The organism is Chachezhania antarctica, assembly GCF_003646465.1.
Taxonomy (GTDB): domain Bacteria; phylum Pseudomonadota; class Alphaproteobacteria; order Rhodobacterales; family Rhodobacteraceae; genus Chachezhania; species Chachezhania antarctica.
Window position 1 is genome coordinate 145,711 of the sequence record NZ_QZEX01000002.1, and the last position, 12,894, is coordinate 158,604.

General features: G+C 66.2%; 14 protein-coding genes. 7 read left to right on the top strand and 7 right to left on the bottom strand.

Going from position 1 to position 12,894, the window contains the following annotated elements; all coding sequences use genetic code 11:
* Positions 1-19 precede the first annotated feature (19 nt).
* From purF to D4754_RS04515, 6 genes are all read left to right on the top strand, one after another.
* Positions 20-1,474, top strand: a complete 1,455-nt coding sequence (gene purF, locus D4754_RS04490) for an amidophosphoribosyltransferase (RefSeq protein ID WP_121061735.1) — start codon at positions 20-22, stop codon at positions 1,472-1,474.
* 157 nt (positions 1,475-1,631) lie between these two features.
* Positions 1,632-1,907: an amidophosphoribosyltransferase gene (locus tag D4754_RS04495; protein ID WP_121061736.1), complete on the top strand. Its 276-nt coding sequence runs from the start codon at positions 1,632-1,634 to the stop codon at positions 1,905-1,907.
* A gap of 73 nt (positions 1,908-1,980) precedes the next feature.
* Positions 1,981-2,673: an SDR family NAD(P)-dependent oxidoreductase gene (locus D4754_RS04500; RefSeq protein WP_121061737.1), complete on the top strand. Its 693-nt coding sequence runs from the start codon at positions 1,981-1,983 to the stop codon at positions 2,671-2,673.
* A 185-nt stretch (positions 2,674-2,858) separates the two neighbouring features.
* A complete protein-coding gene (surE, locus tag D4754_RS04505) occupies positions 2,859-3,641 on the top strand; it encodes a 5'/3'-nucleotidase SurE (protein WP_121061738.1) in 783 nt (260 codons plus the stop codon).
* A 25-nt stretch (positions 3,642-3,666) separates the two neighbouring features.
* Entirely contained in the window at positions 3,667-4,326 is a 660-nt protein-coding gene (locus D4754_RS04510; RefSeq protein WP_205589581.1) for a protein-L-isoaspartate(D-aspartate) O-methyltransferase, read from the top strand.
* 65 nt (positions 4,327-4,391) lie between these two features.
* Entirely contained in the window at positions 4,392-5,546 is a 1,155-nt protein-coding gene (locus D4754_RS04515) for a peptidoglycan DD-metalloendopeptidase family protein (RefSeq protein ID WP_338031135.1), read from the top strand.
* A 317-nt stretch (positions 5,547-5,863) separates the two neighbouring features.
* Here the strand turns inward: D4754_RS04515 and D4754_RS04520 are convergent, their stop codons facing one another.
* From D4754_RS04520 to D4754_RS04535, 4 genes are all read right to left on the bottom strand, one after another.
* Complete coding sequence (locus D4754_RS04520) at positions 5,864-6,661, bottom strand: ATP-binding protein (RefSeq protein WP_240453786.1); 798 nt, start codon at positions 6,659-6,661, stop codon at positions 5,864-5,866.
* An 85-nt stretch (positions 6,662-6,746) separates the two neighbouring features.
* On the bottom strand, positions 6,747-7,727 hold the full coding sequence (tatC, locus tag D4754_RS04525) for a twin-arginine translocase subunit TatC (protein ID WP_121061741.1): 981 nt from the start codon (positions 7,725-7,727) through the stop codon (positions 6,747-6,749).
* A gap of 9 nt (positions 7,728-7,736) precedes the next feature.
* Positions 7,737-8,273, bottom strand: a complete 537-nt coding sequence (gene tatB / locus D4754_RS04530; RefSeq protein WP_121061742.1) for a Sec-independent protein translocase protein TatB — start codon at positions 8,271-8,273, stop codon at positions 7,737-7,739.
* Positions 8,274-8,280: 7 nt separating this feature from the next.
* Positions 8,281-8,511, bottom strand: coding sequence for a twin-arginine translocase TatA/TatE family subunit (locus D4754_RS04535; RefSeq protein ID WP_121061743.1), 231 nt, complete (start codon positions 8,509-8,511; stop codon positions 8,281-8,283).
* 234 nt (positions 8,512-8,745) lie between these two features.
* Here D4754_RS04535 and D4754_RS04540 point away from each other — a divergent pair, with 234 nt between their 5' ends.
* Positions 8,746-9,420: a helix-turn-helix transcriptional regulator gene (locus tag D4754_RS04540; protein WP_121062218.1), complete on the top strand. Its 675-nt coding sequence runs from the start codon at positions 8,746-8,748 to the stop codon at positions 9,418-9,420.
* Here D4754_RS04540 and D4754_RS04545 read toward each other — a convergent pair whose 3' ends face one another.
* The 3 genes from D4754_RS04545 to D4754_RS04555 all read right to left on the bottom strand — a co-directional run bounded on the left by D4754_RS04545 (position 9,421) and on the right by D4754_RS04555 (position 12,678).
* Positions 9,421-10,446: a Hint domain-containing protein gene (locus D4754_RS04545; protein WP_121061744.1), complete on the bottom strand. Its 1,026-nt coding sequence runs from the start codon at positions 10,444-10,446 to the stop codon at positions 9,421-9,423.
* Between the two features lie 278 nt (positions 10,447-10,724).
* Positions 10,725-11,786 (bottom strand): ABC transporter ATP-binding protein, encoded by a 1,062-nt coding sequence (locus tag D4754_RS04550; protein ID WP_121062219.1) that lies wholly within the window; start codon positions 11,784-11,786, stop codon positions 10,725-10,727.
* A 112-nt stretch (positions 11,787-11,898) separates the two neighbouring features.
* Complete coding sequence (locus tag D4754_RS04555; protein WP_121061745.1) at positions 11,899-12,678, bottom strand: SDR family oxidoreductase; 780 nt, start codon at positions 12,676-12,678, stop codon at positions 11,899-11,901.
* Positions 12,679-12,894 lie beyond the last annotated feature (216 nt).

Genomic DNA, 12,894 nt, shown 5'->3' on the forward strand with positions numbered 1-12,894 from the left:
GCCCCAGCACCAAAAGACCATGCCCCCGGCCCACCCCTTCGACGACGACAAGTTGAAGGAGGAATGCGGCGTTTTCGGCGTCACCGGCGTTCAGGACGCGGCGACCTTCGTCGCGCTTGGCCTGCATGCCCTGCAACACCGCGGACAGGAGGCGGGCGGCATCGTCACCCACGATCCCGTCGTAGGCTTCAACTCGGCCCGGCATTTCGGCTACGTCCGGGACAATTTCACCACGCAGGACGTGATGGAACAGCTGCCCGGGCCGCTCGCCATCGGGCATGTCCGCTATTCCACCGCCGGATCGAAAGGCCAGACCGCGATCCGCGACGTGCAGCCCTTCTTCGGCGAATTTTCCATGGGTGGCGCGGCGATCGCCCATAACGGCAACATCACCAATGCGCGTGCCCTCCGGCGCGAGCTGATCGACATGGGCTCGATCTTTCAAAGCTCGTCCGACACGGAATGCATCATCCACCTGATGGCCCGGTCGCTGCAACGCACCATCCCCGAACGGATGGAAGACGCGCTGCGCCGCGTCGAAGGTGCCTTTTCCGTCGTCGCCATGACCCGGACCAAGCTGATCGGCGTGCGCGACCCGCTGGGCGTCCGCCCGCTGGTGCTGGGCAAGATCGGCGACGGGCATGTGCTCAGCTCCGAGACCTGCGCGCTGGATATCATCGGGGCCGAATTCATCCGCGAGATCGAACCGGGCGAGATGGTCGTGATCGAAAACGGTGTCGTCGACAGCCGCCAGCCCTTCCGCCAGAAACGCTCGCGCTTCTGCATCTTCGAAAACGTCTATTTCTCGCGCCCCGACAGTGTCATCAAGGGCCGGTCGGTCTATGAAAGCCGCGAGGCCATCGGGCGAGTGCTGTCGCAGGAAGCCCCGGTCGATGCCGACCTCGTCTGCCCGGTGCCCGACAGCGGCACGCCTGCCGCCATCGGCTATGCGCTGGAATCGGGCATCCCCTACGCGATGGGGATCATCCGCAACCAGTATGTCGGCCGGACCTTCATCGAACCGACCGAGCACATCCGCAACATGGGTGTCCGGCTGAAGCTAAACGTCAACCGTGCACTCATCAAGGGCAAGCGGGTGATCCTGGTCGACGATTCGGTCGTGCGCGGCACCACCAGCCGCAAGATCAAGGAAATGCTGCTGGATGCCGGCGCGAAGGAAGTTCACTTCCGCATCGCCTCGCCCCCCACGGCATGGCCCTGTTTCTATGGCGTCGACACACCCGAACGGGACAAGCTGCTGGCGGCCACGATGACGGAAGATGAAATGCGCGACCATCTGGGCGTGACCTCGCTGAAATTCATTTCGCTGGACGGGCTTTACCGCGCGCTTGGCGAAGCCCAGGGCCGCGATCCGGCGCATCCGCAATATTGCGATGCCTGCTTCTCGGGCGAATATCCCGTGCAGCCCCGGGACCAGATCGAACAGGGCTTCCAGCTGAAGGCCGCCGAATGACGCCGGCGCCATAAGCGGAAGACCACCGGGGGCGCTTGGCGCCCCCTTTTCATTTCCGCCCATCGAATCTATCCACACCAGCCCGATGCTCCCGTGCATCGGACAAAACTCCATTCCGATCAGAGCCGCGGCGCGTTCGCGGCAAAGGGACTCCAGCATGACGACGTCACTTCCGGGCGAAGGCCAGACCTCTGAAAAGGTGGCCGACCTGGCCACCAGTTCCACCGACCAGAACCTCCACAACCTTACCCTCATCGGCATCCTGGGCTCTGAAACATCGCCCAAGGCGATGCTGCGGTTGGGGTCCGGCAGGGTCGTGACGGTCAAGCCGGGCGATCGTATCGGCCTGCGCAAGGTCGCGGCCATCGACACTGACAGCATCCTGCTGACCGGCGATTTCGCCAACCGCCGGTTGACGCTGCCCGGCACCTAGCACCTGCGGCAAGACGGTCAGGCCCGCGCCCGCAGGCTTGACGCCGCCGGGCCGGCAATGCACATCGCGTGCCATGAACACGCCTGCCGAAACCGATACCGCCCCCGCGCCCGAAGGCCCGAAACCGATCCTCGTGACCGGTGCCTCGCGGGGGCTGGGCTTTGCGCTGGCCCACGCGCTGGCGCCCGCCCATCACATCGTGGCCGTCGCCCGCACAATCGGCGGGCTCGAAGACCTGGACGACCGGATCAAGGCCAAGGGAGGCACGGCCACGCTGGCCCCGATGGACATCACGGTGCCCGACGCGATGGCCACGCTCTGCCGCGGCATCTGGGACCGCTGGGGCGGCGTGTCGATGTGGCTGCACACGGCAATCCATGCCGCCCCCCTCGGGCCTGCCGACCATCTCGATGAGAAGGACTGGCAGAAATCTGTCGACATCAACGCCACGGCCACCTCGCGGCTGATCACCTATGTCTCGCCCCTGCTGGCCCCTGACGCGCAGGCGGTCTTCTTCGACGATCCCCATGGCGGCGAGAAGTTCTTCGGCTCCTACGGCGCCACCAAGTCCGCCCAGATCGCGCTGGCGCGCAGCTGGGCCGCGGAAACCGTCGCGATCGGCCCAAAGGTCACCATCCTGACGCCCCCGCCCATGCCCACCGCCACCCGCGGCCGCTTCCACCCGGGCGAGGACCGCACCAAGCTCACGCAACCGGCCGAGGCGGCGGAAACCCTTCTCGCGCAACTCCACCTTCCCGCCGCCTGACTTGCTCCCCCGCGGCGCGCTTTCGCGCCGCATCGCGCCCCGAAGGCGGGGGAGGATCCCGGAACGGGATCTTCCCTGGGTGGGCGGGTGGGCCCGAGGGGCGCGATCCTGCCGCGGCCCGCATCCCAAGCCTCAGGTTGCTCCGCCCCCACGGCGCCGCTATCAAAGGCGCGAAAGGACTTCTCATGCGTATTCTGGTGACCAATGACGACGGTATCTCGGCCCCCGGCCTGACCGTGCTGGAAGAAATCGCGGCCGAGATCGCGGGCCCGGACGGGGAAGTCTGGACCGTCGCGCCCGCGTTCGAACAGTCCGGCGTGGCCCACAAGATCAGCTATACCCACCCGATGCTCATCGCGCAGATGGGCCCGCGCCGCTTCGCCGCCGAAGGCGCACCGGCCGATTGCGTGCTGGCGGGCCTGCATGACGTGATGGACGGCGTCCGCCCCGATCTGGTCCTGTCAGGCGTGAACCGCGGCAACAACTCCGCCGAAAACGCCCTTTACTCCGGGACGCTGGGCGGCGCGATGGAAGGCGCCCTGCAGGGCCTGCGCGCCATCGCCCTGTCGCAGTTCCTTGGCCCCAAGGTCTTCGACGCGCCGGATCCTTACGAGGCCGCGCGCGTCCACGGCGCCGAAGTCGTCCGCCGCATCCTTGCCGCCGATCCGGACGACCAGTCCGATTACCGGCTGTTCTACAACGTCAACTTCCCGCCCGTGCCCGCAGCCGACGTCGCGGGCTTCCGCGTGGTGCCGCAGGGCTTCCGCCCCGATACCGCCTTCGGCGTCGAACCGCACCTGTCGCCTGCGGGCAAGCGTTTCCTGTGGATCCGCGGCGTCAACCAGCAGGTCCGCACCGCGCCCGGCTCGGACGCCGATGTCAACCTCGACGGCTATGTCTCCATCACGCCGATGCGCGCCGACCTGACGGCCCACGACATGCTGGACCGGCTGGCCTCCATCGAATGAACCCAACCTCCGCACGAGGCCCCAGATGACAGGGCAAAGCCAGGGCCCCGGCCCCGAAGTCCTGATGCAGTTTCTCTTCGCGCTCCGGTCCAGGGGCGTGACCGACAAGGCCGTGCTGACGGCCATGGAAGCCGTCGACCGGGGCCGTTTCGTGAAGGGCATCTTCGCCGAGCGCGCCTACGAGGACCTGCCCCTGCCCATCGCCTGCGGCCAGACGATCTCGCAACCCTCGGTCGTGGGCCTGATGACACAGGCGCTGCAAGTGACCCCGCGGGACAAGGTGCTCGAGGTCGGAACCGGCTCGGGCTACCAGGCCGCGATCCTGGCCCGGCTTGCGCGGCGGGTCTACACCGTCGACCGCTTCCCGCAGCTCGCCCGCGCGGCCCAGGCGCTCTTTGCCGAACTGGGCGTGCCGAACATCATCACGATGACCGCCGACGGGTCCTGCGGCCTGCCCGACCAGGCGCCGTTCGACCGGATCCTCGTCACCGCCGCGGCCGAAGATCCGCCGCCGCAGCTCCTGGCGCAGCTGAAACCGGGCGGCATCATGATCCTGCCCGTGGGCCAATCCGACACCGTTCAGACCCTGATCCGGGTGCACAAGCTGGACCACGGTTACGAATACGAGGAAATCCGCCCAGTTCGCTTCGTCCCGCTCCTTGAAGGGCTGGCCAAGGACGGGTAGGACCGGTGTTTAGGGATGGGATGGCCGCCCGTCCGCAAGGACCGGCCACCAAGGACAAGGTGAGAATGACCCGTATGCGCGATGTGAGCCTCCGTCTGGGCACCGGCTGTCTGATACTGTCGCTGGCCGCGGCTTGTACCGAACCGCTCGATTTCGACATGCGCGGCAACCTCGGCGGTTTCTCGACGGCCGAGGCCGCGCGCAGTGCGACTCAGGACCGGCCCAAACCCGACTCCAGCGGCGTGATTTCCTATCCGAATTACCAGGTGGCCGTCGCCCGGACGGGCGACACGGTCGCGACGCTCTCGCAGCGGATCGGTCTGCCCGCGTCCGAGGTCGCGAACTACAACGGGCTGGATGTGGGCGACCCGCTGCGCGCCGGCGAAGTCGTGGCCCTGCCCCGCCGTGTCGACGGCACCACGCCGGGAGAAGTCGATATCGCGGCCCTGGCCGGCAGCGCCATCGACGCGGCGCCGGGCAGCACAAGCTCTGCCATCCAGAGCTCGAGCCTCAGCCCCAGCACGTCGTCGGGCACGGAACCCGTCCGCCACCAGGTGGAACGCGGCGAGACGGCCTATACCATCGCCCGCCTCTACGACGTGCCGGTAAAGTCGCTGGCCGACTGGAACGGGCTCGACGCCGAATTCTCGATCCGCGAAGGACAGTACCTGCTGATCCCGGTGGCCCAGGTCGCCAGCATCCAGGTCGAGGAAGAAACCGAAGTCACGCAGCCCGGCCAGGGCTCGCCCACGCCCGAACCGCCGAGCGCCGCGAAACCGCTGCCCGAAGCCAGCGTGGTCGAAACCACCGTGGTCGAGGAAACGGTCGTGGCGCCCGTGGCCGAACTGACGCCTTCGCGGTCCTCCGGCTCGGGCAACATGGTGATGCCGGTGACCGGCAGCGTCGTGCGCCCCTACAGCAAGGGCAAGAACGACGGAATCGACATCGCCGCGGCCCCCGGTACATCCGTCCGCGCGGCCGAAGGCGGCACGGTGGCCGCGATCACGGCCGATGCCGACCAGGTGCCGATCCTCGTGGTGCGCCACCCCAACAACGTGCTGACGGTCTACGCCAATGTCGAAGGCATCACCGTCGCCAAGGGCGATACCGTGTCCAAGGGCCAGAGCATCGCCAAGCTGCGCGACGGCGATGACGCCTATGTCCATTTCGAAGTCCGCAACGGCTTCGAAAGCGTCGATCCCACGCCTTACCTGGAATAGTCTGCCAGCGGTGCGTGGGAACCACGCACCCTACGCGTTGAACCAGTGGTGGCTTTCACGTGACCGGTGGTATGGGGGCTCTGGCCCCGCCCGCGCGATGCGCGGACTCCCCGGAGGTATTTCCAGACCAAAGAAGCATGGCGCGCGCATACATGACACCCGGCGCCGGATGCATGTGTGGCTTCTTCCCTTCTCCAAATACTCCCGCCGGAGGCATCCGCGGCCTGCGGGTGCGCCGCGGTCGAACGTGAGCAATCCGCCGGCCCGGACCGGCCGTAGGGTGCGTGGTTCCCACGCACCGCCGGTCGCGGGCTTGTTCAGGCGATCCGCACGCCGTGGCGGCCGGCAAGGTCGGTGAAGAACTGCCAGGCCACGCGGCCCGAACGGGAGCCTCGGGTCGCCTGCCATTCGATTGCCTCGGCCTTCAGCGTGGCCGGGTCCACGTTCACCTCGAACGCCGCGCAATAGCCTTCGATCATTGCCAGGTATTCGTCCTGGCTGCAGGGATGGAAACCAAGCCACAGTCCGAACCGGTCGGAGAGCGAAACCTTTTCCTCGACCGCCTCCCCGGGGGTGATGGCCGTGGCGCGTTCGTTGTCGATCATGTCGCGCGGCATCAGGTGGCGGCGGTTCGACGTGGCATACAGCACCACGTTGGGTGGCCGCCCGCCGATCCCCCCATCCAGCACGGCCTTCAGGCTCTTGTACTGCTCGTCATCCCCGCCGAAGGACAGGTCGTCGCAGAAGAGGATGAACCGCTGCGGCGCGGCGCGGAGAAGTTCCAGCAGCCGGCCGACGGACGACAGGTCCTCGCGATGGAGCTCCACCAGTTTCAGGTCCGGCACGCCCTCGGCCACGTCGGCATGGACAGCCTTCACGAGGCTCGATTTCCCCATGCCCCGCGCGCCCCAGAGAAGCGCGTTGTTGGCCATGTAGCCTTCCGCGAAACGGCGGGTGTTGTCGAGCAGCGTGTCACGGACGCTATCGATACCGTGCAGCAACGTCAGGTGGACATGGGACACGACCTCCACCGGCTCCAGACGGTCGGGCGCGACGTGCCAGATGAAGGCCTGTGCCGTGGTGAAATCCGGCGCCGGATCGGGCGGCGGGGCCATCCGTTCCAGCGCGGCGGCGATACGGCCCGCCGCCTCTGTCAGGCCCTGGTCCGGGAGGGACAGCGCAAGCTGGCGGAGGATGTCATCACCGCTCATCGCGCTTGTCCCCGTCGGTTCCGCCGGTTCCGTCGATGCCGGAGTCGTCCGGATCTTCGCCCGTGTCGCCGTCGTCGTCTTCGTCATCCTCGAAGTATCCTTCTGCCCGGAGTCGTGCCTCTTCTTTTCGTTCGACACGTTTCACCAGGAAGATCGAGATTTCGTAAAGACCGTAGACAACGACGAACAAAATCGCCTGAGTGATGACGTCGGGGGGCGTGATGACAGCCGCCAGAATCAGGATCGCCACAACGGCATATTTCCGGACCGACCCCAGCCCCGCGGCCGAGACCAGCCCGGCCTTGCCCATCAGCGTCAGCAGCACCGGCAACTGGAAGCACAGCCCGAAGGCCACGATCAGTTTCAGCGTGATGTCGAAGGTTTCGTTGACCTTGCCCTGAAAGACGATGTCGATACCACGGTCCGCAACCGGCGCGACCACCACCGGCGCCTGATCCAGCCCGATCTCGGCGGCGCCGAATTCCTCGAGCAGGGGCGCCACGACGGATGTCGCATCGGCAAAACCAAGGAAGAACTTCATCGCCAGCGGCGTCACGACGTAATGCGCGAAGGACCCGCCCAGTAGGAACAGGAAGGGAGAGGCGACGATGAACGGCAAAAAGGCGTTTTTTTCGTTGCGATACAGGCCTGGCGCCACGAAACGCCACATCTGGTAGGCGATCACTGGGAACGAGATCGCCAGACCGAACACCATCGAGATCCGGATCAGCGTGAAGAAGTACTCCTGCGGCGCGGTGTACTGCATCTTGGGATCGGGATCGCCAAGCGCGCGCATCGACGCCTCGATCGGCATCAGCAGGAAATCGAGGATCACGCTGCCGAAGCTGAAACAGGCGACCATCGCCACGATGAAGGCGATGGCGGAATAGATCAGCCGCTGGCGCAGCTCGGCCAGGTGCTCGATCAGCGGGGCGGTCGAGTCTTCGATGTCGTCGTCGGTGGCGGTCATGTGGGTGTGTTAACTCTTGTCGGTGTCCGCCGGAGGGTCGGATGGCGCAAGCCGGGCTTCGGCTTCTTCGGCGCGCTGCATCGCCTCTTCCGCTTCGCGCTGGCGCCGTTCGGCGACCTTGCGGGCGGCAATGGCTTCCATGCGCTTGGCGGTTTCGGCCTTCTGGGCGGCCAGCTTGCCGGTCTCGCTGTCGGGGTCGTGGACGGGCTTCTTGGGGCCCTTCTTGCTGTCGGGCTTGGGATCCACCATCTCCTCGTCCAGCTCCATGGGATCGAAGCTCGACGTGAAATCGCTGGCGGCCTTGCGCACCCCGTCCATGGCCGAGCCTACGGGATTCGTGGCCGACTTGAATGTCTTCTGGATGTCGCGCATGCCGCTTTCATCCGCGGCGTCGTTCATCGCGCGGCTGAATTCGCGGGCCATGCCGCGGGCCTTGCCGACGAACTGGCCGACGCTGCGAAACAGCACCGGCAGGTCCTTCGGGCCGACGACGATCAGCGCGACGATCCCGATCAGCAGCAGCTCGGTCCACCCCAGGTCGAACATGGCGGCCTCAGACCTTGTCTTTTTCAGGCTCGGGCGTGATGTCGCGGGCGCTTTCGCCGGTCTCGTCCTTGTCGCTGTCGTCGGTCAGTTCTTCCGACGCATCCTTCACCCCGCGCTTGAATGCGGTGATGCCCTTGCCGACCTCGCCCATGAGCGAGGAGATCTTGCCGCGGCCGAAAAGCACCAGCACCACGACCGCAATGAGAAGCAGGCCCGGCAGGCCGATATTGTTGAGCATGTCTGTCTCCCTTCATCGTTGCCGGACGGCAGGCCGCTTCAGCCGCGTGTCCGACACGTTCATCCAACTGCCCCCTGATCTAGTCCGCCGCCCCGGGCTGTGAAAGCGCATCCGGCGGCGGCGGGCAGACGGTTGCCGGAAATTCGTGGGCGCCCGGGATCGCGGTGCAGCCTCCTGACATGATTTTGTCAGTTGTTCTGGACTTGGGCCAGCTTTCATGACACCGAATGGCCCATGGCACGCACCGACAGGCTGATGCAGATTCTGGACCTGCTTCGCGATGGCGCGCGGCACCGGGCGGGCGATATAGCCACACGGCTGGGCGTGTCGGAGCGCACGATCTACCGCGACATGGACCGGCTGGTCGCCGCCGGCGTGCCGGTCGAAGGCACCCGCGGGTCGGGCTACCGCGCGACCGGTGCTGCCGTTCTGCCGCCGCTGGCCCTGTCGCAGGCCGAGATCGAGGCGCTGACGCTGGGCCTTGCCATCGTGGCCGAGGCAGCGGATGCGCGGTTGCAGGCGGCGGCAGAGTCCCTTTCCGCCCGCCTGGAGACCGCCCTGCCGGCCGAGGCCCTACCCGAGGCCGAGACATGGCGCACCGCGCTCAGCCCCTTTGCCGATACCGCGCGCGGCGTGGGTCACCTGTCGCGCATCCGCGCCGCGATCGAGGGGCGGCAAAAGCTGCACCTTGTGACGCGGCGGACTGACGGGACACGCACCGACCGCACCGTGCGGCCGCTGACGCTGGACAGTTTCGGGCGTTTCTGGACGATGCTGGCATGGTGCGAATGGCGGCAGGACTTCCGCCGCTTCCGGCTGGACCTGATCGAGGATGCGACCGCCCTGCCCGAACTGTTCCGCGACGAACCCGGCCGCACGCTGGCCGACTACGGGGCGCGCTCGGCCTGATCACGCGGTGCGCTTCAGCCTTTGCGACCCGATCATCTCACTGCACAGCACCTGCGCCTCGTACCGGCGCAGAAGCGGCTGGCAGGTGGGGCCATAATCGCCGCGCCGGGTGACGATCCCGTCCAGAATCCGCTGCCCGTTGTCATCCAGAACTGCCACGGTGCGGGGGCCGGGGTACAGGCTTTCGGCGGGCGCTTTGTTGGCCACGACGACGTCGTGCATGTCCAGAAGCACGTTGTGATAGGTCACGCTCCGGGTTGCGCCATTCCATTTCAGGCGCATCGCTTGCGGCACATGCTTGGCGGGCAGAAGGACGGCATCCGCCCCCATGTTCAGTTGCGACCAACTTCCGGTGATGCTCAGGCAATGGTTCTTCGACACCGCCAGCGGCCGGTCCGGCACCCCAGGCCCCAGCGCGCCCGGAGCAATGACGACGGGCTCCAGATCCGGATCGCGGACCAGCGTGAACGGATCGACGGTACACTCTGCCCGCCATCGCACCTGGGCCGCTTTGCCCAACGCCGTCGTCACAAGATCGCCGGGCCCGATCGTCTCGATCGGGCGGTCGCCGTCAGGTGTCAGGATCATGGTCCCGGGAAGATAGCAGACCGGCGCGGGCGGCGGATCGGGATCAACATTCTCCACATCGATCGCGCCGTTGCCGAAGGCATTCATGTCTGCCTCTGTCGCGTCTTCGAAGGGCAGGAAGACCAGTCGGGTGGATTCGCCCGGCGTCGGATAGTCGACCACCGTGATCAGGTAGGCGGTGTCCCCCTGGAATTCACCCGGAACCTTGCTGTCGACCGGAAGAGTGCCGTTGCCTTCGTAAATGAAGCTGTACTCCACCCCGTCAATTTCGACTATGGTATCGGGATCAACCGCGCCGCCCCCCGGGTGATCCAGCACCAGATCACCATCGGGATCCTGCGGCAGGAACTCGATTTCAACGGCCGGATCCGTCCTCAGGTTGATGGTCGGGTCCTTGGCGTTGTTGTTGTCTGTCCTTGCCCAGAAGGTCGCTGACATCGATCGCGTACTCTGCTGTTCCAACGCACGCAGGGTTCAAATCACCTCACGCACCCAAGGTTCAAAAAATACAACCTATACAAGAAATATTAGCGAGGAATTTTTGACTTCGCAAACGCAAAATGCACGAATTGCAAGAGCATTCAGTGGCTTGTAATATACATGTTTTTTACATGTTTGTAAAATGTGTTTAATAACATTTGTGCGAGGCTGGCACGCCTGATTGGCCGGCCGACCGGGTCGCAAGCCGATCAACGGTTGTCAGGGGGGCATTCGCCCTACCGGGCCGGCCGCGTTCCCGTCGGGAAGATGTGGCACCGGTCGCGCCGGACGCTCAGCCAGAAGGGCATACCGGGCGCGGGCAGGAAGACACCCGGAACCGTCGCCTTCACCATGGCGCCGTCATGCTCCATCCGGAATTCGACAAGGCTTTCGTGGCCCAGGAACCGTGCTCGCGCCACCTTGGCCAGCGCCGGCGTGCCTTCCGACGGCGTCGGGCTCGGGCCCTTGCCATTGCGGTAGAAATCGATCCGCACGTGCTGCGGACGGAAGACGATGTCGACATCCGTGCCGTCCGCGATCCCGGGCGCCAGGTAGCGGCCGAACGCGGTATCGGCCAGCGCGCCCTGCACCCTTGCCTTCAGCACGTTGGCGTCGCTGAAGAACCCCACCGCCGCCTGATCCACAGGATGGGTATAGACGTTATAGGGCGCGCCCCGCTGCACGATCCCGCCGTCGCGCATCAGCGCGATCTCGTCGGCCATGCGCATCGCCTCGTCCGGTTCGTGGGTCACCAGCAGAACGGCCGTGTTCTCCGCCTTCAGCAGGTCCAGCGTGTCGTCGCGGATCCCGTCGCGCAGGCGGTTGTCGAGGCCCGAGAACGGCTCGTCCATCAGCATGATCCGCGGTTGCGGCGCAAGGGCACGGGCCAGAGCGACGCGCTGCTGTTCGCCGCCCGAAAGCTCGTGCGGGAAGGCGTCGAAATAGGGCTCCAGCGAGACGCGTTCCAGCAGATCGCGCACGCGGGCGTAACGGCCCTCCTTCGGGCCCTTCAGTCCGAAGGCCACGTTGTCGGCCACTGACAGGTGCGGGAACAGCGCGAAATCCTGGAACATGAGCCCGATGCCGCGCGCTTCGGGCGGGACGCGGGTGACCGTGTCGCAGATCAGCGTGCCGTCGACCCAGATCTCGCCCTCGTCCTGCATCTCGACACCCGCGACCATGCGCAGCGTCGTGGACTTGCCGCAGCCCGACGGGCCCAGAAGGCACGTGACCTGCCCGGGCATGACGGAAAGCGACACGTCGTCCACCACCGCCCGCCCGTCGATCCGGCGGGTCATGTGGCGCAGGTCGAGCCGCGGCACCGGAGATGGGAATGACTGCAACGAAACGCCTCTTGGTTCGTGAGCGGTCCACGGCAGATATCAACCTGCCCCGGACCGCACAAGGCGATCACATGGTCAGGTTGGTGGCGCCGCCGTCCAGCATCAGGTTCTGGCCCACGATAAAGCCCGCATGCTGCGAACACAGGAAGGCGCAGGCCTTGCCGAATTCCTCGGCCGTGCCGTACCGCCGCGCCGGGATCGTGGCCGCGCGGTTCTTGCGGGCCTCTTCAACGGAAATGCCGCCCGCCTTCGCCGCGCCACCGTCCAGACCCTTGGCCCGGTCGGTGTCGTGGATGCCGGGCAGCAGGTTGTTGATGATCACGCCATCGGGCGCCACCTGCCGTGCGGTGCCGGCGACATAGCCCGTGAGCCCGGTGCGGGCCGAATTCGACAGGCCCAGCTGCGGGATCGGCGCGCGCACGGATTGCGAGGTGATGTTGACCACCCTGCCCCAGCCCTTGTCGATCATGCCCGGCATCAGCGCCTTCATGAAGGCAATCGGCGCCAGCATGTTGGCGTCCAGCGCCTTGATGAAATCCTCGCGGTCCCAGTCCGACCACAGGCCCGGCGGCGGGCCGCCCGCGTTGTTGACAAGGATATCGACGCCCTGCGCGGCCTCTATCACTTCAGCCTGGCCTTGCCGATCGGACACATCGGCCGCGACGGTCACGACATTGACGCCGTAATCCGACCGGATCGCCTCGGCCGCGGCTTCCAGCGTTTCGGCCCCGCGGGCGTTCATCACCAGGTCGACGCCTTCGGCCGCCAGCGCCTGTGCGCAGCCAAGGCCCAGCCCCTTGCTCGATGCGCACACCAGCGCGCGCTTGCCTGCAATGCCCAAATCCATCCTGTTTCTCCTTGATTGCCTGCCCCCGGCACACCGGGGACGCTTCGGCCCGACTAAACACCGCCAGCCCCCGACAGACCAGACCCCGCCGTACCGGCTGCGGCCCGGACCGGGCGATCATCGTTTCGAAACTGTTTTCAACGAAGATGCGAAGGCATGGAGCGTCTGATCCCCGGCCCCGCCCTGCTTTCCGTAGCGGAAGCTGTTCGTTATCGC

Bases quoted from the DNA above. Each gene is read 5' to 3' on its own strand.
- D4754_RS04515 (WP_338031135.1), top strand. From the start codon at position 4,392: ATGACCCGTATGCGCGATGTGAGCCTCCGTCTGGGCACCGGCTGTCTG.
- D4754_RS04540 (WP_121062218.1), top strand. From the start codon at position 8,746: ATGGCACGCACCGACAGGCTGATGCAGATTCTGGACCTGCTTCGCGAT.
- D4754_RS04545 (WP_121061744.1), bottom strand. From the start codon at position 10,446: ATGTCAGCGACCTTCTGGGCAAGGACAGACAACAACAACGCCAAGGAC.
- tatC (WP_121061741.1), bottom strand. From the start codon at position 7,727: ATGACCGCCACCGACGACGACATCGAAGACTCGACCGCCCCGCTGATC.
- D4754_RS04550 (WP_121062219.1), bottom strand. From the start codon at position 11,786: ATGACCCGCCGGATCGACGGGCGGGCGGTGGTGGACGACGTGTCGCTT.
- surE (WP_121061738.1), top strand. From the start codon at position 2,859: ATGCGTATTCTGGTGACCAATGACGACGGTATCTCGGCCCCCGGCCTG.
- D4754_RS04535 (WP_121061743.1), bottom strand. From the start codon at position 8,511: ATGCTCAACAATATCGGCCTGCCGGGCCTGCTTCTCATTGCGGTCGTG.
- purF (WP_121061735.1), top strand. From the start codon at position 20: ATGCCCCCGGCCCACCCCTTCGACGACGACAAGTTGAAGGAGGAATGC.
- tatB (WP_121061742.1), bottom strand. From the start codon at position 8,273: ATGTTCGACCTGGGGTGGACCGAGCTGCTGCTGATCGGGATCGTCGCG.
- D4754_RS04510 (WP_205589581.1), top strand. From the start codon at position 3,667: ATGACAGGGCAAAGCCAGGGCCCCGGCCCCGAAGTCCTGATGCAGTTT.
- D4754_RS04495 (WP_121061736.1), top strand. From the start codon at position 1,632: ATGACGACGTCACTTCCGGGCGAAGGCCAGACCTCTGAAAAGGTGGCC.
- D4754_RS04520 (WP_240453786.1), bottom strand. From the start codon at position 6,661: ATGGCCCCGCCGCCCGATCCGGCGCCGGATTTCACCACGGCACAGGCC.
- D4754_RS04555 (WP_121061745.1), bottom strand. From the start codon at position 12,678: ATGGATTTGGGCATTGCAGGCAAGCGCGCGCTGGTGTGCGCATCGAGC.
- D4754_RS04500 (WP_121061737.1), top strand. From the start codon at position 1,981: ATGAACACGCCTGCCGAAACCGATACCGCCCCCGCGCCCGAAGGCCCG.